This is a genomic window from Nocardia sp. NPDC059195 (assembly GCF_042754695.1).
In the GTDB taxonomy this organism is placed as follows: Bacteria; Actinomycetota; Actinomycetes; order Mycobacteriales; family Mycobacteriaceae; genus Nocardia.
Genome location: NZ_JBHZBG010000030.1, coordinates 1 through 19,930, shown reverse-complemented (window position 1 = coordinate 19,930; position 19,930 = coordinate 1). Strand labels below are relative to the sequence as shown.

Annotated in this window: 17 protein-coding genes; 10 read left to right on the top strand and 7 right to left on the bottom strand. The window is 68.3% G+C overall.

The features are described from left to right. Positions 1 to 97 precede the first annotated feature (97 nt). Positions 98 to 1,438 carry a PspC domain-containing protein gene (locus ACFXKN_RS27825; RefSeq protein WP_378971817.1) on the bottom strand — a complete coding sequence of 447 codons (1,341 nt, stop codon included), beginning with the start codon at positions 1,436 to 1,438 and terminating at the stop codon, positions 98 to 100. A 793-nt stretch (positions 1,439 to 2,231) separates the two neighbouring features. Here ACFXKN_RS27825 and ACFXKN_RS27820 point away from each other — a divergent pair. The 5 genes from ACFXKN_RS27820 (at position 2,232) to ACFXKN_RS27800 (ending at position 8,957) form a co-directional block, all read left to right on the top strand. Next, positions 2,232 to 2,861: an MspA family porin gene (locus tag ACFXKN_RS27820; protein ID WP_378971658.1), complete on the top strand. Its 630-nt coding sequence runs from the start codon at positions 2,232 to 2,234 to the stop codon at positions 2,859 to 2,861. Positions 2,862 to 2,946: 85 nt separating this feature from the next. Then, positions 2,947 to 6,768: a hypothetical protein gene (locus ACFXKN_RS27815; RefSeq protein WP_378971662.1), complete on the top strand. Its 3,822-nt coding sequence runs from the start codon at positions 2,947 to 2,949 to the stop codon at positions 6,766 to 6,768. A 65-nt stretch (positions 6,769 to 6,833) separates the two neighbouring features. Continuing rightward, positions 6,834 to 8,528, top strand: a complete 1,695-nt coding sequence (locus ACFXKN_RS27810) for a PspC domain-containing protein (protein ID WP_378971669.1) — start codon at positions 6,834 to 6,836, stop codon at positions 8,526 to 8,528. Beyond that, a complete protein-coding gene (locus ACFXKN_RS27805; protein WP_378971672.1) occupies positions 8,521 to 8,733 on the top strand; it encodes a hypothetical protein in 213 nt (70 codons plus the stop codon). Before ACFXKN_RS27810 ends, ACFXKN_RS27805 begins: the two co-directional genes overlap by 8 nt. Before the next feature lie 86 nt (positions 8,734 to 8,819). Then, positions 8,820 to 8,957, top strand: a complete 138-nt coding sequence (locus ACFXKN_RS27800; RefSeq protein ID WP_378971675.1) for a hypothetical protein — start codon at positions 8,820 to 8,822, stop codon at positions 8,955 to 8,957. 1 nt (position 8,958) lies between these two features. On the opposite strand, the gene guaA is transcribed toward ACFXKN_RS27800, so the two are convergent. Continuing rightward, positions 8,959 to 10,533 (bottom strand): glutamine-hydrolyzing GMP synthase, encoded by a 1,575-nt coding sequence (guaA, locus tag ACFXKN_RS27795; RefSeq protein WP_378971682.1) that lies wholly within the window; start codon positions 10,531 to 10,533, stop codon positions 8,959 to 8,961. Between the two features lie 132 nt (positions 10,534 to 10,665). Here guaA and ACFXKN_RS27790 point away from each other — a divergent pair, with 132 nt between their 5' ends. Beyond that, entirely contained in the window at positions 10,666 to 11,466 is an 801-nt protein-coding gene (locus tag ACFXKN_RS27790; RefSeq protein WP_378971688.1) for an alpha/beta fold hydrolase, read from the top strand. Here ACFXKN_RS27790 and ACFXKN_RS27785 read toward each other — a convergent pair. Together ACFXKN_RS27785 and guaB are read right to left on the bottom strand one after the other, a co-directional pair. Further along, on the bottom strand, positions 11,463 to 12,617 hold the full coding sequence (locus tag ACFXKN_RS27785; RefSeq protein WP_378971692.1) for a GuaB3 family IMP dehydrogenase-related protein: 1,155 nt from the start codon (positions 12,615 to 12,617) through the stop codon (positions 11,463 to 11,465). The two genes, ACFXKN_RS27790 and ACFXKN_RS27785, sit on opposite strands and share 4 nt — an antisense overlap. A gap of 111 nt (positions 12,618 to 12,728) precedes the next feature. Continuing rightward, entirely contained in the window at positions 12,729 to 14,273 is a 1,545-nt protein-coding gene (gene guaB / locus ACFXKN_RS27780) for an IMP dehydrogenase (protein WP_378971700.1), read from the bottom strand. Positions 14,274 to 14,495: 222 nt separating this feature from the next. Here guaB and ACFXKN_RS27775 point away from each other — a divergent pair, with 222 nt between their 5' ends. Next, positions 14,496 to 14,909 carry a DUF5319 domain-containing protein gene (locus ACFXKN_RS27775; protein ID WP_022567296.1) on the top strand — a complete coding sequence of 138 codons (414 nt, stop codon included), beginning with the start codon at positions 14,496 to 14,498 and terminating at the stop codon, positions 14,907 to 14,909. 183 nt (positions 14,910 to 15,092) lie between these two features. Here the strand turns inward: ACFXKN_RS27775 and ACFXKN_RS27770 are convergent, their stop codons facing one another. The 3 genes from ACFXKN_RS27770 to ACFXKN_RS27760 form a co-directional block, all read right to left on the bottom strand. Then, on the bottom strand, positions 15,093 to 16,211 hold the full coding sequence (locus ACFXKN_RS27770; protein ID WP_378971710.1) for an anti-sigma-D factor RsdA: 1,119 nt from the start codon (positions 16,209 to 16,211) through the stop codon (positions 15,093 to 15,095). Continuing rightward, on the bottom strand, positions 16,204 to 16,782 hold the full coding sequence (locus tag ACFXKN_RS27765; protein ID WP_378971718.1) for a sigma-70 family RNA polymerase sigma factor: 579 nt from the start codon (positions 16,780 to 16,782) through the stop codon (positions 16,204 to 16,206). Before ACFXKN_RS27765 ends, ACFXKN_RS27770 begins: the two co-directional genes overlap by 8 nt. Positions 16,783 to 16,938: 156 nt before the next feature. Further along, complete coding sequence (locus ACFXKN_RS27760; RefSeq protein ID WP_378971721.1) at positions 16,939 to 17,772, bottom strand: hypothetical protein; 834 nt, start codon at positions 17,770 to 17,772, stop codon at positions 16,939 to 16,941. A 621-nt stretch (positions 17,773 to 18,393) separates the two neighbouring features. On the opposite strand from ACFXKN_RS27760, the gene ACFXKN_RS27755 reads away from it, so the two are divergent. The 3 genes from ACFXKN_RS27755 to ACFXKN_RS27745 all read left to right on the top strand — a co-directional run bounded on the left by ACFXKN_RS27755 (position 18,394) and on the right by ACFXKN_RS27745 (position 19,706). Continuing rightward, positions 18,394 to 18,687 carry a WhiB family transcriptional regulator gene (locus ACFXKN_RS27755; protein WP_022567299.1) on the top strand — a complete coding sequence of 98 codons (294 nt, stop codon included), beginning with the start codon at positions 18,394 to 18,396 and terminating at the stop codon, positions 18,685 to 18,687. 148 nt (positions 18,688 to 18,835) lie between these two features. After that, positions 18,836 to 19,453 (top strand): sigma-70 family RNA polymerase sigma factor, encoded by a 618-nt coding sequence (locus ACFXKN_RS27750; protein ID WP_378971738.1) that lies wholly within the window; start codon positions 18,836 to 18,838, stop codon positions 19,451 to 19,453. A gap of 1 nt (position 19,454) precedes the next feature. Next, on the top strand, positions 19,455 to 19,706 hold the full coding sequence (locus ACFXKN_RS27745) for a hypothetical protein (protein ID WP_378971741.1): 252 nt from the start codon (positions 19,455 to 19,457) through the stop codon (positions 19,704 to 19,706). Positions 19,707 to 19,930 lie beyond the last annotated feature (224 nt).

Genomic DNA, 19,930 nt, shown 5'->3' with positions numbered 1-19,930 from the left:
CTACAAGACTCCTCAGTAGAACCGTCTCGATCGACCTGCTGTCATCGGTACCACACCGCGGTGTCCCGGCGTCGAAATCGACTCGGGTTCGGTGCGATCAGCGATCGGTGGGATGGTCGGGCGCCGACTCGCGGTCATCTGGGCGCGGTGGAGTGGTCGGCGCGTCGTCGGCCGCGACCTCGTCCGGCTCGGAGGTCCCGGAGTCGGTGCGCAGCATGACAATCCGCACCTCGGTGCCACGCCCGAGGTGCGAGTCGATCTCGGCGGTGCCGCCGCGGCGCTCGATTCTGGCGCAGATCGACTTGGCCACCCCGCGGCGGTCGGCGGGCACCGCCGACACGTCGAAACCGGCGCCGCGGTCGCGCACGAAGATGCTCACCTGGTGGGGTTCGGTTTCGGCGAACAGGTCGATCTCGGGGACATCCGCGTGTTTGGCGGCGTTGACCAGTGCCTCGCGGGTGGCACCGAGCAGGGCGGTGAAATGTTCCTTGGGCAGGCCCGCGCCGGTGTCGCCGGGATCCATCGCCACATCGCCGACGGTGACCGGGGTGACCTTCACGCCGTGCTGGTCCTCCACCTCGCCCGCGATGGTGCGCAGCGCGGTGGCCAGGCTGGACTGGGCGGGCGCGGTGTCGTCGAAGAGCCACTTGCGCAGCTCGCGCTCCTGGCTGCGGGCCAGGCGAAGCACCTCCTGGGGATCCTCGGCCTGACGCTGGATCAGCGCGAGCGTCTGCAGCACCGAATCGTGTAGGTGGGAGGCGATTTCCTCGCGTTCCTCATTGCGGATGCGGGCGCCGCGCTCGGCATTGAGCGCGCGGACCATGCGCAACCACAGCGGCACCGTGAGCAGACCCGCGCCGACCAGGGTGACCGCCACCGCGATCAGCGCCGACCCGAGCGAACTGAGATCGATCCTGGCCAGCACCACCACCCCGAGCCCGACCACGATCAGCGTCGCCCCGGCCACGATGCGCGACCAGGTGACCACCGAGGGTCGCGCGGGCAGCCCGAACAGTGCCCGTGGTCCCGGTGCGGCGACGTCGTATTCGCGCCAGACCAGCGCGGCGCCGACCGCGACCACCACGATCGGCGCGATCACATGCGCCGCGGTCCCCTGGAACAGCCACCCCACCGTCACCGCGAGCCCGAGCCCGAGCAGGGCCAGCCCGATCGCCTGCCTGCGCTCGTCACCGGTCGGTTTCGCGGCGTCCTCGCCACCAGGGGTGAAGATCCACAGCAGCCCGTAGGCCACCAGCCCCGCACCGACCAGCGCGGACAGCAGCACGAACGCCAGCCGCACCTTGATCACGTCGACACCGAGATGGTCGGCCAGACCACCCGCGACTCCCCCGACCACCCGCCCACCGCTGCGACGGACCATGCGCGGGGTCTCCGGCACCGGCGCGCCCATCGGCTCAGGACCGGGGACGGGCAGCATGGGCCGATAGCCGCGAGGCACGCCATAGCCCTGTGGATACTGGGCGTAGCCCGGCGCGGTCCGGTACTGCTGGGGCGGGATGTGTTGCTGCGGCGGCCCATAAACCACCGGCGCACCCCCGAACGCGCGCTCTACGAAACGGTGCGGACCGCGCAGTCGATGCCCGCCGAACCGCGGATTCGCCGCGGCACCCGGCCCCTCGGAAGGCCCTGCCGAATCACCCGGTCGGAAACCGTTCGCGGGCATCGGCGCACGACCGACAGCGGGCGTGCTGATCCCCGGCTGATGACCGGGCGCGGAGCTCGCTCCGCTGCCGCCCCAGCCCGCGGCACCATTACCGGGCACAGAGCTGTTGCCGGTGCCGCCCGCGGGCGGGCCGACCGGGTAGTGGGTGGCGTTGTTCCCGGCGGCGGCGCCGGGCCCGGGTGGGGCGGCGGACCCCTGGGCGGCAGTGCGGGCGGGAACAGACGGATCCATGCTCTCGATAGTGGCACGCGGGAGGGGGTGCCGACATCAGGAAAGTCCCTGATCTCGTCCCCGATGTCGGCGATCCGGCGCTGACCTGGGCGGCAGCCTGTCCGGTCCGGACAGAAATAGGGCTCTACCTGGGGGTATGTCGGATCCGGTAACGGGCCGATCCGGCGGCGCCGGACGCCGGACCGGAAACCCGGCCACAGGGTCCTCAACAGGCCCTTTAAGCCGATGCGCAGACGCTCCGAAAGCCCGGCCGCCGAGGCTTTCCTACGTTGATGGCAGGCCGGAATGACGGCCTCCGCTTCAGGGGAGGAACGACGTGAACATCATCACCACCGTGCTGGGTGCCGCCGCTATCGGACTGAGCACCATCGGGATGACACCGATCGCTTCGGCGACGCCGATGGCACCACACGAGACGACCTATCACGGGCCGGCCGGCTTCGAACTCACCCTCGGCCATACCGAGGAGTCCTACCGGCTGGTCCCCCCGCTCAACGCGATGCCGACCAATCGCGAGGTGTTCCTCGACAACACCGCCTACGTCACCGCACCGCTCGGTGCGACCGGCGACATCACCTCCGGCTATCTCGTCGCCTGCGCGGTGGACCTGACCCTGTCGGTCGGGTTCAACGGCGGCATCTCGGCGAGCGCGGGGGCGAGCATCGGGTTCGGCTCCTCCGGTCCCGACGCGTCCGTCGATATCGGTCCGTCGATCACGGCCGGCATGGATCTGAGCCTGTCGCTCGCGCCGGGCGAGATCAAGAAGATCGATGTGGGATCGATGTCCCTCGGTGCGGGCACCACCTATCTGGTGAACCGTGACTTCCATCTGATGGTGGGCAACTGCGGTGGGCCGCTCAATGTCTATTCGTGGGCGACAGTCACCGCGAGCACCGGACAGGTGAGCGCCACGAACTCGGTCTTCGGCGACACCATGTTCCTGTGAGCCGACCCGGGACCCGGCAACTCGCCGGGTCCCGGTCCAGCCGAATATCATGACCCTCGGTCGTTTTCATCGAACGGGGGGTTCATTGACCATCAGTGATACGCAGAGTTCTTCGCCGCGAGCGCATTTCGCCAAGCGATTCGCCGAACTCTATGCCGCAGCGGGCAATCCGACATTGCGCCGGGTCGCCACGGCCACCGAACGACGAATGCGCGGCGCGCAGGCGGGCACCCCGTCACCGCAGCGGATCAGCGATTGGAAGGCCGGGCGCAATGTGCCCGCTCGCTTCGAATCGCTGCTGCCGGTGGTCCTCACGCTCGTCGAGATGACCGAGAAGGCCCAGCGCGATCTTCCACGCACACTGGCCGACCCGCACGAATGGCGACGGCTGTGGCAGGAGTCGGTCACCTGGACAGCGGCCGCGGGCGACGGCGAGACCTGCCCCTACCCCGGCCTGCGCGCCTACCTACCCGAGGAGCACACCATGTTCTTCGGACGCGAGCAGGCCACCACCGAATTCGTCGAACTGGTCCGCGCCACCACCGGCATCGTCGTACTGATCGGCGCCTCGGGCGCGGGCAAGTCCTCGCTGCTGGCGGCGGGCCTGCGACCGGCGATCGACCTGCCCGCCGCCACCATGACGCCGGGTGCGACGCCGACCGCCGGACTCGCCGCGACGCTGACCGATGAACCGCGGGTCCTGATCGTCGACCAGTTCGAGGAACTGTTCACCCTGTGTCAGGACGAGGCCGAACGGGTGGCGTTCCTGGCGGCGCTCGCAGGCCTACCCGATTCGCTGACGGTCGTGCTGGCGCTGCGCGCCGACTTCTACGAACAATGCCTGCACTACCCGATATTGCGGAACAGCTTGCAGCGCACCAATTACCTACTCGGCGCGATGTCCATGGACGAGGTGTCGCACGCGATCACCGGCCCAGCGGCCGCCGCCGGACTCACCCTCGAACCAGGCCTGGAAGAGCTGGTACTCACCGAACTGCGCGGGCTCGGCGGGCACCTCAGCACCGACGGCTACGACCCCGGCGCGCTGCCACTGCTGTCCCACGTGATGTCCGCGACCTGGCAGCAACGCGAAGGCCGCAAACTCACGGTCGCCGGTTACCGCAAGACCGGCGGAGTCGCTGGGTCGGTCGCCGAGACCGCCGAACTGGCCTGGAGCGAGCTCACCGCGGCGCAGCAGGGCGCCGCGCAGGAGTTGCTCGGCTCGCTCGTCACGGTCGGACAGGATGGACGCGATACGAGACGGACCGTCGACCGCGCCGAATTACTCGCCCGCAGCGGCGACCCCGACGCCACAGCGGAAGCGCTGGAAGTGCTCGCGGCCAGCAGATTGATCGCTCTCGACGCGGGCTCGGTGCAGTTCTCCCACGAGATCGTGCTGACCGCATGGCCCCGGTTGCGCGGCTGGATCGACACCGACCGAGTCGGACACCAGGTCCGACAGCGGCTCGAGCACGATGCGGCCGAATGGGAAGCAGCGGGCCATGATTCGGCACTGCTGTATCGCGGCACCCGGCTCGACAGTGCGAGCGAGCACACCGGAGGTGCCCCGATCGGTCCGCGTGTGCGTGCCTTCCTCAAGGCCTCACGGCGAGCCGTCCGGATCGGTGGGCGATGGCGGATCGGGGCGATCGTGGTGGTGCTCGCGCTGCTTGCCACCGGCGTGATCGCCATCGACCGCACCCGGCTCGCCGATCAGCGCGCACTGGACCGCGACTACGCCGAACTCGTGGCCGCCGCCAGCCGGACCCGGAGCAGCGACCCATCGATCTCGGCCCAGTTCCTGTTGGCCGCGTACCGAATCCGGCCCGACGACGCGACGCGCACCCAGCTGCTGAACAGCCAGGACGCACCACTGGCCGTCACCGTGCCCGCCCACGAGCGGGGCATCTCCGTGCTGGCATATCGCCCGGCCGACGCACTACTGGTCTCGATCGACTACGTAGGCGACACCGCCTTCTGGGATCTGCGCGATCCCGCGCGACCGCGCCGACTCACCACCTCGCTCGGCACGAGAACCCACCAGCTCGATTTCATCCCGGGCAGCACCGACGCGGTCACCCTCGGCGATGCCGGCACCCAGCTGTGGGATCTCGCCGACCCCGAGTCGCCGCGCCTGATCCACACTCTCGATACCCTCCGTGCCGACACGATCGCCATCGATTCGAGCGGAACCCGACTCGCCGAGGTCGAGGCATCGACGCTCACTCTCTGGGACATCCGCGATCGGTCACGGCCGTCGCGCACCGTCTCCCGTCCACTCGCCGGTGATCACCACTCCGTCGAATTCGGCCCCGGCGGCACGGTGCTCGCGGTCGGCTCCGTCACCTTCGACACCGGCGTCCCCGATACCGTGCAGCTGTGGGACACCGCCACAGCGCGTCCCCTCGGACCGCCGATCTCGACGATGGCCGGCGACTTCCTCCAAGAGGTCACCCTCAGTCCCGACGGCACCCGCCTGGCGATCGGCACACACGGCGCGAAGGGCACCAGCAGCGCACCGTCGAGTCAGTTCGAACTCTGGGACATCACCGATCCGCGCCGCCCCCGCACCTTCGGTGCCTCGACTCGCGTCGACAACGACGTGCTGGCCTCGATCACTTTTCACCAGGACGGAAACCTTCTCGCCACCGGCTCCGACGAGGCCGCACGACTGTGGAACATCAGCGACCCGGCCCAACCCGTGCAAGCGGGCCCCGCCCTGTCGGTCAGCCCGGCCGCCTGCCCACAGGCTCGCGCCTCCCTGTGCAGCGGCGGACCGACGTCGATGCTCTTCCTCCCCGGCGAACCGGTACTCATCAGCGCGGGGCACGACGGCCTGCTACGCACCTGGACGCTGCCCCGGTCGACGATCGACGTGATTCCCAGGATGCCGTCGGGTCCGGTGTTCGATCGAGCGGGAGATCGGATGGCCATGGTGACCAGGACCGGCGACGTGGGGGTCTGGGACACTACCGATCCGCGTCGCCCGACCCGGCTGACCACGATCCCGAACGTACTGGCGCTGTCGAACCCTGTCCTGAGTCCGGACGGACGCACACTGAGCCTGCACGATATGGGCGGCAAGCGGCGGATCGTCTTCGACCTCGACGATCCACGTCATCCACGACCACTGCCCAGCTGGCCGACCGGCGAGGCCGAGAGCTCGACTGTCAAAGGCAACCGGATGCTGCTGACCTTCCCGGACTCGGTCCAGATGTGGGACGTCGCCGACCGCGTCGCGCCGAAGCCCCTCGGGTCGCCGATCACCGCGACTTCCGGAAAGGTCGTCGGTGGCAGCTTCAGCTTCGACGGTAGCCTGGTCGAAGTGATGCTCGTCGACCACCGTGGCGACTGGGAGCAGCATTACACCCGCCAGATCTGGAATCTGGACGACCCGGCGCACCCACGATTGATCGCCGAAACCGACGTAGAACTCAACACCGTCTTACAGCCGTCTCAGTTCCTGCCCGACAACCGGACCCTCGCCGTCACCAAGGCCGATCGCTTCGGCCTGTGGGATGCCGACGCACCCGAGACGTTCACCCCGCTCATCGACGCTGTCCGCACCGAAATCGGGCCGATCAGCTGGGTATCCGCGTCGGCGGACGGCACCGAGCTGGCCGTGTCGAGCGACGACGGCACGACCGGGGTGTGGAATCTCGACGACCCGCACGCACCGCGCAAGTACAGCGGTCCGCTCGGCCCCGCCGACGGTCGCGACCGACAGGTGACCATGCACCCCCGTGGCGAACAGCTCATGATCGTCACCGACAACGGCCAGCTCGGCGTGTGGGACCTCGACGCCGAGACTGTCGCCACCCGGATCTGCGCGTCCACCGGCCCACTCACCGAAGCCATCTGGCGCGGTCACATCGCGAACGTCCCCTACCACTCCCCCTGCCCCTGAACCCGGGAAATTCTCAGGGTTACCCCCGATGTGCGAAAGGGGTGGCTCGGCACACCATGGATGGCATGAGCAGAACGAGCTTCGCCGACCAGGTTCACCAGATGTGGCAGACGCGGCCCGTCCGGCTGCCTCGGCAGGGGCCGATCGCCGGTGTGGCGGCGGGGTTCGGGTTGCGGTATGGGGTGGATCCGGTGCTCGTTCGGGTGGCCTTCGTGGTGTCGACGATCTTCGGCGGGGCCGGGATCATGCTGTACCTGCTGGGCTGGCTGGTGCTGGGGTCGGCGGGGAACGAGGTGTCGGCGGCGCAGGCCTTGTCGGCGCACGATCGGGGGTCGCATTCGCAGACCAAGACGATCGTGTTGATCGTCGCGCTGGCTATCGCCGTGTCGGCCATGGGGCCGATCGGTCTGGGGATGGGCGGGGGCGGGGTCGTGAGCCTGGGGCTGATGCTCGCAGGCTGGTGGATGCTGTACCTGCGTCATCCCGAGCTGCCGGCGGGGTTCGATGCCTACCGCGCGCCGCTCGGCACGACGGGCTATCCGGGTGCGGGTTACCCGACCGGTGGACCGGTGCGCGGCTATCCGTTCAACCCGGAGATGCCGACGACGGGGATGTACACGCCCTACACCAAACTCCCCGACGCCTACGTACCCGATCCGGCGCCCGCCCGTGCGGAAAACCACACGGCCACAGCCGAATCCACCCCACTGCTGCGTGTCGACACGGCCGAGACGGTCGTCCTGCACAAGGACATCGACGAAACAGGTGACACCACTTCGGATACGGTCGACACCGCTCGGATCACAGTGACACCGGCAGAATCCAGCAAGCCTGATTCGGCACTCACCGACGGGGCGGACACGTCGGCTTCGGACACACCGCAAGCCGCCACGGTCCCGAGTGAGCCGACCGCGGATCCGGTTCGTCCGGTTGATGATGAGGTCGCGCCCATCGATCTCGGCAAACGTACGGACAGCCCGCTGTCTGAGGCCGAGGAGACCGGCACCAGTGCGGTTCTGCACAAGAGCCTCCCCGGAACTATCTCTACCGCACCGGAACCCCCTCGAATCAACGCGCAGGTGCCCAACGGCTGGGACCCGCTCGCCGTCGCACCGCTGGCCTGGGAACTCCCGGAAGCGGCACCCCACTACGCGCCCGTTGCGCCACCACAGCCCGCACCGAAACGTCCACGCTCCCGGCTGACTCCGGTCACCATCGGCCTGGCGATCCTCGCCGCGGCGCTGGCAGGCGCCGCAGCGGCATCGGGCGTCGAATGGATGACCCCCGCGCGAATCGCCGCCTTCGCACTCGCCGTGGTCGGCCTCGGCCTCGTCGCTGGCGCGTTCCTGCGGCGCGGATACGGACTGCTGGTACTCACCGCCCCGCTGGCCGGATTCGTGGTGCTGGCCTCGCTGATCGGGCCGATCGACTTCGAGAACACCGGCGCCGTCGGCGACCGCGTCTGGGCACCGACCTCGGTGACCGAACTGCAGCCGCGCTACGCCCTCGACATCGGTTCGGGCACGCTGGATCTGCGTGGCCTGACCCTCACCGAGTCCCGCAGCGTCGAGGTCGCGGTGAATATCGGTGACGCGAAAGTGCAACTGCCCGAAGGGATGACAGTGAATACGACATGTGACATCCGAGTAGCCGATTCGACCTGCACGGAAGGACTGAGCGGACCGGACACCCCCGGTGCACCGGTGCTCGACCTGAAGATCAAGATGCACGTCGGCGACGTGGAGGTGACCCGTGGCTGAGCAGAACAACGTCGAGACCAGGCGCCGACCGGCCTTCTCCCTGCTGACCATCGGCCTGATCGCGCTCGCGGTGAGCGTCTGGGCACTGCTCGGCGCACCGACCCCCGACGGCGGCGGGATCCTGCCCATCGGCTGGGGCGTGGTGATCGCGGCCATCGTCATCGGCCTGTTGCTCACTTTGACCCCCAGCCGTAAACACCACTGACCGAAGGACAACCCCCAGAAACCAGCAATGGCCCGTCACCGTGACGGGCCATTGCTGTATACGGGACCAGTTGAGAGACAAGGGCAATGGACAAATCCGATCAGCAACCGGAAACCCCACTGGCGAAGGTCCTGTCGCCGGCCACCCACCGACCGCACACCGGCGGCTTCCTCCTGGGCAGGCTCCTGCTCACCCAGGTGGCGCAACCGCCACGGCCGGCTTAATTCACTCCCACTCGATGGTGCCCGGCGGCTTGCTCGTCACGTCGAGGACCACGCGGTTGACGTCGGCCACCTCATTGGTGATGCGCGTCGAGATCCGTTCCAGCACGTCGTAGGGCAGCCGGGTCCAGTCCGCGGTCATCGCGTCCTCGCTCGACACCGGACGCAGCACGATCGGGTGACCGTAGGTGCGGCCGTCACCCTGCACACCGACCGAGCGCACGTCGGCCAGCAGCACGACCGGGCACTGCCAGATCTGCTTGTCCAGACCGGCCGCGGTGAGCTCTTCGCGAGCGATGGCGTCGGCCTGGCGGAGCAGTTCGAGCCGGTCGGCGGTCACCTCGCCGACGATGCGGATGGCGAGGCCGGGGCCGGGGAAGGGCTGGCGGGCAACGATTTCCTCGGGCAGGCCCAGTTCGCGGCCGACCGCGCGGACCTCGTCCTTGAACAGCAGGCGCAGTGGCTCGACCAGGTCGAACTCGAGGTCGTCGGGCAGGCCACCGACATTGTGGTGGCTCTTGATGTTCGCGGTGCCGGTGCCGCCGCCGGATTCGACGACGTCCGGGTACAGGGTGCCCTGGACCAGGAATTCGACCTTCGGGGCACTGCCTTCGGCCGCACCCTCTTCGGTGACGATGCCCGCCACCGCGTCCTCGAAGGAGCGGATGAATTCGCGGCCGATGATCTTGCGCTTCTCCTCGGGATCGGAGACGCCCTTCAGCTCACCGAGGAACTTGTCCACCGCGTCGACGGTTACCAGCTTGGCCCCGGTCGCGGCGACGAAGTCCTGCTGGACCTGCTCGCGTTCACCGGCCCGCAGCAGACCGTGGTCGACGAACACACAGGTGAGCCGGTCACCGATCGCGCGCTGCACCAGCGCGGCGGCCACGGCGGAGTCGACACCACCGGACAGCCCACAGATGGCGTGGCCGTCACCGATCTGCTCGCGCACACTCTCGATCAGCGACCCGGCGATATTGGCCGGGGTCCACTGCGCGGGGATGCCCGCCAGCTCGTGCAGGAAGCGGCTGAGCACCTGCTGGCCGTGCGGGGAGTGCAGCACCTCGGGGTGGTACTGCACACCGGCCAGCCGACGCGCGCGATCCTCGAACGCGGCGACGGGGGCGCCCGCGGTGGTACCGGTGACCTCGAAGCCCGCAGGGGCGTCGGTCACCGCGTCACCGTGCGACATCCACACCGGCTGAATGGTCGGCAGGCCGCCGTGCAGCACACCGCCGTCGATGTTCAGTTCGGTGCGGCCGTATTCGCGGGTGCCGGTGTGCGACACCGTGCCGCCGAGCGCCTGCGCCATCGCCTGGAAGCCGTAGCAGATGCCGAACACGGGCACACCGAGATCGAACAGCCGCGCGTCGAGTTGCGGTGCGCCCTCGGCATACACGCTCGACGGACCACCGGACAGGATCACGGCCAGCGGCTGCTTGTCGGCGATCTCTTCCACTGTCATCGTGTGGGGGATCACCTCGGAGAACACCCGCGCCTCACGCACCCGTCGGGCGATCAGCTGGGCGTACTGCGCGCCGAAGTCGACGACGAGGACCGGTCTCTGAGTATCTGCCACCGCCACAGTTTAGTGACGGGGTGAGACGAGCAAGCAGCGGGCATCGCCGGAGCCCGGACTCGCCGTAGTGACTGTGCACGACGCGCCCCCATTGTTGGGCGTGGCGCGGTGGCTCTGGCTATCCTCGTGCTCGTGCCATTCGCCCGCGCGATCGATGCCGACATCTACTACGAGGACAGCGGTGGCACGGGTCCGGTGGTGTTGCTGGCCCACGAATTCTTCATGGATCGCACGATGTTCGCCTCGCAGCAGGCCGCACTCTCCCCCGAATTCCGGATCGTCGCCTGGGACGCGCGCGGTCACGGCCGCACCAAAGACCAGCGATTGCCCTTCACCTACTGGACAGCGGCGCGCGACGCGCTGACCGTGCTCGACTCGATCGGCGCCGAACGCGCCATCGTCGGCGGGACGGCGCAAGGGGGCTTCACCGCATTGCGGACCGCGCTGGTCGCGCCGGAACGGGTCGCCGCGCTGATCTTGATCAGTACCGAGGCGCACGGGCCGACCCTTGACCAGTCCACCGCCACCCAGCGGTTCCTCGACGAGTGGCACGACCGCAGCTCTCGTGAGGAAGCCGCGGGCCGCCTGGCCGACTGGCTCATCGGCGACGACACCTGGTACCGAGACATCTGGACCCGGCGCTGGGTCGGCGACGCCCACAGCGGGCTCGACGCTGCCGTCGGCTGCCTGCTCGGGCGCGATTCGGTACTCGACCGACTACGCGAGATCACCTGCCCGGCACTGATCATCCACGCCACGCGCAGCGGTATCGCGGGCGATCGGGCCCGCACGCTGGCCGACGGGCTCACCGCCTCCACCTTCGTGGAGATCGATGGCGCCCGCCTGGCCGTCACGATGACCCACCCGGAACCGGTCAATACCGCGATCTCCCGGTTCCTGAGGGATCGGGTCTCACTGACCCACGTGCGTTAGCGGACGCTCAGCCCGACCTTCTGGAATTCCTTGAGGTCGGAGTAGCCGGCCTTGGCCATCGACCGACGCAGGCCACCGACCAGGTTCAGCGAGCCGAACGGGTCGTCGGAGGGGCCGTAGAGCACGCGCTCGAGGCTCGGGCGGGTCACCGCGCCGTCGGGGCCGTCGAGCCAGGCCTCGTCGACCGGCAGGAACGAACCGCGCGGCACCGAGGGGTGCGCGGTGGCCGAGGGCCAGTACCAGCCGCGACCGGGCGCCTCGGCCGACGCCGACAGCGGCACACCGAGCATCACGGCGTCGGCGCCACAGGCGATGGCTTTGGCCAGCTGACCCGAGGTGGCCACGTCACCATCGGCGATGACGTGCACGTAGCGGCCGCCGGTCTCGTCGAGGTAATCGCGACGGGCCGCGGCGGCATCGGCGATCGCGGTCGCCATCGGGACACCGATGCCGAGCACCTCGCCGGTGGTGGTGGCGCCGGGGAACGAGCCGTAGCCCACGATGACGCCCGCCGCACCGGTGCGCATCAGGTGCAGGGCGGTGCGGTGATCGCTCACGCCACCGGCCACGACCGGCACATCCAGCTCGGCGATGAAGGTCTTGAGGTTGAGCGGCTCGTCGCCACCGACGTGCTCGGCGGAGATAATGGTGCCGTGCACGACCAGCAGGTCGACGCCTGCCTGGACCAGCGCGGGGGTCAGCGCACGGGCGTTCTGCGGGCTCACGCGCACCGAGGTGGTCACCCCGGCCGCACGGACCTGCGCGACGGCGGCGGCCAGCAGATCGGGCTGCATCGGCGCGGCGTGCAGTTCCTGCAGCAGCGAGATGGCCTTTTCGTAACCCCCCTTGTCGACCAGATCCAGCAGCTGGTCGATCTTGGCCTGCACGTCGGCGTGGCGCGCCCAGAGGCCCTCGCCGTTGATCACACCGAGGCCACCCTGGCGACCCAGCTCGATCGCGAACTCGGGCGAGACCAGCGCGTCGGTGGGGTGCGCGAGCACCGGGATCTCGAAACGGTAGGCGTCGAGCTGCCAAGCCAACGAGACCAGCTTCGACGAACGCGTCCGCCGCGAGGGCACGATATCGACGTCGTCGAGCTCATAGGTCCGACGGGCGACCCGCCCCATACCGATTTCGACCATGTCACGCACAGTTGCTCCCTGTGTTCGGGCGCGCGTGTGCGCGCGTTTTCGCAGACCTGACGGTCTGCATGGCTGTGCGCCGGGAGCGTACCTCCCGGCGCACAAACGCATCTATTGTACTCAGCCGCGCCCGGTGTAGTTCGGGGCCTCGACGGTCATCGTGATGTCGTGCGGGTGACTCTCCTTGAGACCCGCCGCGGTGATCTGCACGAACTGCGCGCCCTGGAGGTGCTCGATGTTCTGCGAACCGGTGTAGCCCATCGCGGCGCGCAGGCCGCCCACGAGCTGGTGGATCACCTGGTTGACCGGGCCACGGAACGGGACACGGCCTTCGATGCCCTCGGGGACGAGCTTGTCCTCGGCGAGCACGTCGTCCTGGAAGTAGCGGTCCTTGGAGTACGACTTGGCCTGGCCGCGGCCCTGCATGGCACCGAGGGAGCCCATGCCGCGGTAGCTCTTGAACTGCTTGCCGTTGACCAGGATCAGCTCACCGGGCGACTCGGCCGTACCCGCGAGCAGCGAGCCGAGCATCACGGTGGACGCGCCTGCGGCGATGGCCTTGGCGACGTCGCCGGAGTACTGCACGCCACCGTCGGCGATCACCGGCACACCGGCGGCCTTGCAGGCGGCGACGGCTTCGAGGATCGCGGTGATCTGCGGCGCGCCGACACCGGCGACCACGCGGGTGGTGCAGATGGAGCCGGGGCCGACACCCACCTTCACCGCGTCGACGCCCGCCTCGATGAGCGCAGCGGCACCAGCACGCGTGGCGACGTTGCCGCCGACGATCTGGATCCGGTCACCGACCTCGGCCTTGACCTTGGCGACCATCTGCAGCACCTGCGCCTGGTGGCCGTGCGCGGTGTCGACAACCAGCACATCGACCCCGGCGTCGGCCAGCGTCATGGCACGCGACCAGGAATCCTCGCCGACACCGATCGCGGCACCGAGCAGCAGGCGGCCGTCGCGGTCCTTGGTGGCGTTGGGGTACTGATCGGTCTTGACGAAGTCCTTGACCGTGATCAGCCCGCGCAGGCGGCCGTTGCCGTCGACGATCGGCAGCTTCTCGATCTTGTGGCGGCGCAGCAGACCCAGCGCGGCCTCGGCGGTGACACCCTCACGCGCGGTGATCAGCGGCGCCTTGGTCATCACCTCGTCCACGCGGCGATCCTGATCGACCTCGAAGCGCATGTCGCGGTTGGTGATGATGCCGACCAGCGCACCGGTCTCGTCCACCACCGGCAGACCCGAGATGCGGAAGCGCGCGCACATGGCGTCGACCTCGGCGAGAGTGTCGGTGGGACGACAGGTGACCGGATCGGTCACCATGCCCGCCTCGGAGCGCTTCACCGTCTCCACCTGGGCGGCCTGATCGGCGGCCGATAGGTTGCGGTGCAGCACGCCCATACCGCCGGCACGCGCCATGGCGATGGCCATGCGCGCCTCGGTGACGGTGTCCATGGCCGAGCTCACCAGCGGCGTGCGCAGGGTGATTTCCCTGGTCAGCCGACTGGATGTCTCGACCGAGCTGGGGATGAGATCCGAGGCCGCAGGCAGCAACAGCACGTCGTCGAACGTGAGGCCGAGCATGGCGATCTTGGTCGGATCGTCGCCCCCCGTAGGAGGGCGCACCGCGATTCGTTCGCCCGACACGGGATTACTCATTCGGATCGACCCCTCCTGGTCGTCATAGCAACCGACGCGACTGGACACAGTGCGACGGTGCTCGAGCGGAAAAAGCTTTCGGATGGTCGACAAGAACAAAGTCGCCGACGCCTGCATTCCATGGTATCCGGCGCCCGGACACGCCTGTGAAGTGAGCCCTTCCGCAAAACTTGCCCGGTGCATCGCTGGCGCGATGCACCAAGTACTGCGTACCGTGGGGATGTGCGTGACCATCTACCACCTGGCCTGCCGCCGGATCCCTTCGCCGGAGACCCCTCCGACCCGTCTGCCGCGCTCGATGCGATCGAGCCCGGTGAGCCGTTGGATCCTCATGAGCGCCTAGCGGTCGAGGAAGATCTCGCAGACCTCGCCGTATACGAAGCCCTGCTGGCCCACCGCGGCATTCGCGGCCTGGTCGTCAGCTGTGAGGATTGTCGGCAAGATCACTACCACGACTGGGACATGCTGCGGGCAAACCTGCTGCAGCTACTCGTCGACGGCACCGTCCGTCCACATGAACCCGCCTACGATCCCACCCCCGAGGCTTACGTCACGTGGGACTACTGCCGCGGTTACGCGGACGCGTCGATGAACGAGGCGTTCCACGGCGACGGGTTCGACGGGTTCGACAACTGAGCTCTGGCGGCGACTCAGCACAGCTGAGCCTGTCGCGAGGCCCGCTCCCCCCGCTCCGGTCACGCGTGCGCGGGGGATGACGCGGGCCCGCACCGGAAAACGCCCCCGAACAACGACGAAGGCCCCGAACCTGTTCGGGGCCTTCGTCGTTGGTTCAATTCATCGTTGCGCAGAAATGCTTACTCAGGAAGACGGCACGATCGGCGGCGCGGGCAGGATCGTCACCGCGGGCGGCAACTGCAAGGTGGGGGGCACCGTCGGGGGCAGCGTCGCCGACGTGGGGACAACCGTCGGGACCACCGTCGGCACGGTCACCACCGGCGGTGGTTCGACGATGGTTGTCGGCGGTGTGGTCGGATCGACAGTGACCGGCGGCGGGGTCACCGGCGGCGGGGTGGTCACCGGCGGTTGCGTCGGCTCGACCGGCGGAACCACCGGCTTGGTCTCCGGACCTGGCGTCTGCATGATGACCGGCGGCTGGGTGGACGGATCGGTGGTGCTCTGGCCGGGAGCTGTCGGTGCCACCGGAGCGGTGGTGCCCGGGTTCGTCGTCGGGGGGACCTGCACCGCGGAAGTCGGCTTGCCCGGCTCGGACGTGGCCGGCGGCAACTGCGCGCCGATCTCCGGCGCGACCTTCAGCAGCTGATCACGAAGCAGGTTCCAGCGCGCGATCAGATCCTCGCGCTTGCCCTTGTCGTCGACTTGGCCCGCGTTGGCCGAAGCCTGTTCCAGCCTGGCCTTCGCCTGTTCCGGATTGCCCGAGGTGAGCAGGTTCTGGGCGGCCAGCAGATCTTCGTCGGCGTACTGTACGACGGTGGACTGCGCCTGCTCGCTGAACACGACCTCCTTGACCCGCCACAGCGGATCGCCGGGAGCCGCGCTGTACGCGAAGGCCGTAATACCGCCGAACACCAGCGACAGTGCCGCTGCTGCCCCGAAAATCGGGCGGACCAGCCGTAGACGTCCGCGCGAGGAAGCTCCGACTCGAACCTGCCGCGCGCCGATCTCCTGATTGACCGCCGCGAACACGGTGTCCAGATCAGGGCCCGCGGGCATCGGCTCGGCCAGTAGGTCGGCCCGCCAATCCGCGAGTAACGACGCCAGCTGGAACTCTTCGGGACTGTCGGTACGCACCGGACCATCGCTGGAGATCGCGTCGATCAGCGCGTCATCGCTGCGCACCGCCGCGATGTCGACCGGTCCGGAGTCACCGGCGTCCTCGGCGGCGTAGGGACCGCTGTCGTGCGATCCGCGCTGCCAAACTTTCCGGTCGCCTAGACCGCGCTCGCCATCCCTAGCCATACATTTCACCTGCCCTCGCCACTTGTGACTTCAGTTTCGCGAGCGCCCTGTGCTGGGCAACCCGTATCGCCCCCGCCGTGCTGCCCACGGCGACTGCGGTTTCCTCTGCTGACAGACCCATGACCAAGCGCAGGATCAGGATTTCTCGATGCTTCTCGGGGAGCGTTGCCAGCAGAGTGTTCATCTGCCTGCTCGTCTCCGAGTCGAGAGCCCGCTGTTCCGGTCCGTGGTCGGTGGATATGACATCTGGTACTTCGGCCATCGCCTCCGCCTTGTTACGGGCGGCGTTGCGATGGGCGTCGGCGACCTTGTGCGAAGCGATTCCATACACGAAGGCCATGAAGGGCCGACCCTGGTCCTGATAGCGGGGCAGGGCGGTCATCACAGCCATACAGACCTCTTGCGCAACATCGTCCGCGGAGAGCTGTCCGCGCTCCGCGGCTCCGATCCGTGCCCTGCAGTAGCGAACCACCAAGGGACGGACCAGTTCCAATACCCGAGCTAAAGCGGTCCTGTCGCCCTGCGCAGCCGCAGCGACGGCGAGGTCCAACTCTTCGCCCATATGCGTCATCGTCAGAGATTTTCCTGGCGTTACGAGTGGCGCGGTCGAATGTGACCGAGCTTCCACCGAAAAGGCGGAACGGACTAACAATAGCGACCCCCGGATCGGCCGCCAGCGGGCGTGGTCGCTTCTAACCGAGCTCTCAGGAAGATCATCCGCAGCGAATCACGCACCGAGCGGGGCGATGTCGCCACCCCAGGCCCGTAGACGGGCGCCATGATCTGCGGCTTCGTCCGCCGCGGCGCGCGCTTGCGCCGGTTCGGCGACTCCCGAGCGCAGCATCGCGGTGGCCCAGCGCAGTGGGAGAAGGCCGTTTTCGCGGCAGCGCGCGTCGACCCGGCCGGCCAGTTCCGCGGACTCGGCGAGGTCGCCGGTCGCGGCGGTCGCGGCCGCGACGAGCAGTGCCGATTTCACCTGGTGGCGTACCGACGGCAGCGCCGCGGCGAGGTCGACAGCCGCGACCGCGTCGCGCAGCGCTCGGCCTGCTTCCCCGCCGGCGAGCGCGGTCTCGGCGCGCACCCAATGCCAGCGCACCTCCGCTCGCGGGGGCGCCTCGGCGAGCAGTGGTCGCACGCGGCCGAGCAGCTTGTGCGCCAGGCCGAGTCGGCCGACGCCGAGCGCGTCGGCGGCTAGACCCGTATACGCGTCGGCGAGCGCCTCGGCGCGGGCCGCACCCGTGGCGCCGAATCCGATCGTCGCGGCGCGGCCGTCGAACGCTGCCGCCGCCGCGTGGCCGCCGAGCTGGCGTAGCAGTGATCCCCGGGTGCTCTCGACGAGGGATCGCAGGCCGGGATCTGTCGTAGTCCGGGCTGATATCAGCAGGTCAGCACGGGCGGCGGCGTAGCGGCCCTGCCCGCCGAGCGCGACCGCGCGGTACCACCGCGACAAGGGGTCCGCAGGCTCCGGCAACTCCGTAGCGGCCAAGCCCGGAGTGGTGCCGAAGGCAGTCGAAACGAGTATTTCGGAACCGATATCCGCGGGTGAGGCCTTTGTCTGCACGCCGAGACTCTAGCCGCGACCAGCCCTGGACGGTTCGCGTGTTATGACCAAGGAACGCCTATTCAGCAAACAATCAGCATTTCTCTCGAGCGCCGATGTTGCCATCAGGTAAATCTCCGCTCCCCGATGCCGCTACCGCAAAGTCTCGAATTCACATGCGTTGCGCGCAATTAACCTTCGCGCCCCGTTTACGCCATCTTTACGGAGTCAGCCCGCGAGGCCCCTTGTGATCCATCACACCCGCTCACCAGGAGCGTCGCCGGCACGAACCGGGCCCCTACCGGCGCGACCTGGGACAACCGAGGCAGCCCGAGAGACGGAGAGACGCCCGATCCATAGCCAACCAAACAGTATGGAGGGATCGGGTGTGGAATGTAAATAGTGAGGAGGTTAAATTTCAGCGCCGCAGATTTACTGAACTCATGCGCCGAACTATTGACGGAATTTCCCGCCTGCACCTAACGTAGCTCATCGCCACGGTTGGCGCCGCGCGAAATCGCAGCGACCTCCGAGCGGCACCGTCAGGCACCGTCGAGCCGGCCACCCATCATCGGGTGCCGCGTTGACCTGCCGCACCACTCGCTCGACAACGCTGACGAGCTCGCGCCACAAGGAGTTCACATGCCCATGCCCACCCACCTCCCCGGACCGAACGCCGATGTCTGGGACTGGCAGATGCGCGGCTCGTGCCGCGGTCAGGACTCCGCGGTCTTCTTCCACCCCGACGGCGAACGCGGCCGCGCCCGCACGGCACGCGAGATGCGCGCCAAGGAGATCTGCCGGGCCTGCCCCGTCCTCATGCAGTGCCGCACCCACGCCCTCAAAGTCAGCGAGCCCTACGGCATCTGGGGCGGCATGTCCGAGACCGAACGCGAGATGCACGCCCGCCGCAACCGGCGGCGGATGGCCGTCTGAGAACCCCACGGACCTCGTCTGGCGGGGTTGGCAAATCTGTTCCAATCCGCTGACCCCGGCGCGCCGAATCCCTAGCAAACAGCTGGCACCCGAATAAAGACACCCCCGGCCGCGAGGGGGTCATAGCCTCGGGCTACATTCGTGACCGATGACACAGAATGGGTTCCGAAGCGAAGCCTTTCCACCGAGCGTGGATTCTGCGGTTACCGCACGCGCGGCCGAAGGAGTCGAGCTAGCTGCACTGCTGCAACGATGTGGTCTGTCCGACCAGCAGGCATTTTCCGAACTGTACGACCGAACATCGGCGCGCGTTTTCGGCCTGGTACTGCGGGTACTCCATGATCCCGGGTACGCGGAGGAGACCACTCAGGAGGTCTACCTCCAGATATGGCGAACCGCCACGAGTTTCGACCCCGCCAAGGGGTCGGCGGTGACCTGGCTGATGACGCTGGCACACCGGCGCGCGGTCGACCGGGTTCGCGCCGAGCAAGCCCACACCCAGCGCGAGGTCGCGTACGGGATCCGGGTGCTCGGCCACGAATTCGACGAGGTCACCGAGGAGGTGGAACGCAGACTAGAACAACAGGCCGTCCAGCGCGGGCTCTCGACCCTCACCGAGACCCAACGCGAGGCGATCTCGCTCGCCTACTACGGCGGGCGGACCTACGCGGAGGTAGCTCAATACCTCGGCATCGGGTTACCGACCGTTAAGTCCCGAATTCGGGACGGATTGACACGACTGAAGAAAAGTTTGGGGGTGACGTGAGATGAACGAAGCCCAGATCGATCTCGCGCACACCGTCGCGCTCGGATTGATCGACGACGAAGACCATCACGCGATCCAGACCATCATCGATACCGAAGACCCAACCCTGTGTACCGAGTTCCTGCGAGAGCTTCGCTGTACCCGCGAAGTGCTCGCCGAACTCGCGTCCGCAACCCCCACCGCACCGCCTCCGTCGCTGCGTGACCGTTTACTGGCCGCGCTCGATGCCGAAGACCCGCCGGTAGCCAGCTGACCCAGCACTTCGACAACACACCGCACACCCCAAGCCCGCCATGACCGCACTACCAGCCCCGCACCGGCGGCCCCTCAGGCCCGCGGACACGCGCGCGCCCTTAATCCGCCATGACCGCACTACCAACCACCGCACTCCCGACCCCTGGGGAGGGACGGCCACGAAGTGGCCGGTCCGCGGCCGGGTCGCCGGTTAGCGCTCGAAAGCGCTGAGCCGAAGGCTCT

What these genes read in the sequence shown, in the direction of transcription:
- ACFXKN_RS27825 (WP_378971817.1), bottom strand. Translation starts at nt 1,438, where the DNA reads ATGCTGCCCGTCCCCGGTCCTGAGCCGATGGGCGCGCCGGTGCCGGAG.
- ACFXKN_RS27810 (WP_378971669.1), top strand. Translation starts at nt 6,834, where the DNA reads ATGAGCAGAACGAGCTTCGCCGACCAGGTTCACCAGATGTGGCAGACG.
- ACFXKN_RS27800 (WP_378971675.1), top strand. Translation starts at nt 8,820, where the DNA reads ATGGACAAATCCGATCAGCAACCGGAAACCCCACTGGCGAAGGTCCTG.
- guaB (WP_378971700.1), bottom strand. Translation starts at nt 14,273, where the DNA reads ATGAGTAATCCCGTGTCGGGCGAACGAATCGCGGTGCGCCCTCCTACG.
- ACFXKN_RS27770 (WP_378971710.1), bottom strand. Translation starts at nt 16,211, where the DNA reads ATGGCTAGGGATGGCGAGCGCGGTCTAGGCGACCGGAAAGTTTGGCAG.
- ACFXKN_RS27765 (WP_378971718.1), bottom strand. Translation starts at nt 16,782, where the DNA reads ATGACGCATATGGGCGAAGAGTTGGACCTCGCCGTCGCTGCGGCTGCG.
- ACFXKN_RS27755 (WP_022567299.1), top strand. Translation starts at nt 18,394, where the DNA reads ATGCCCATGCCCACCCACCTCCCCGGACCGAACGCCGATGTCTGGGAC.
- ACFXKN_RS27750 (WP_378971738.1), top strand. Translation starts at nt 18,836, where the DNA reads ATGACACAGAATGGGTTCCGAAGCGAAGCCTTTCCACCGAGCGTGGAT.
- ACFXKN_RS27745 (WP_378971741.1), top strand. Translation starts at nt 19,455, where the DNA reads ATGAACGAAGCCCAGATCGATCTCGCGCACACCGTCGCGCTCGGATTG.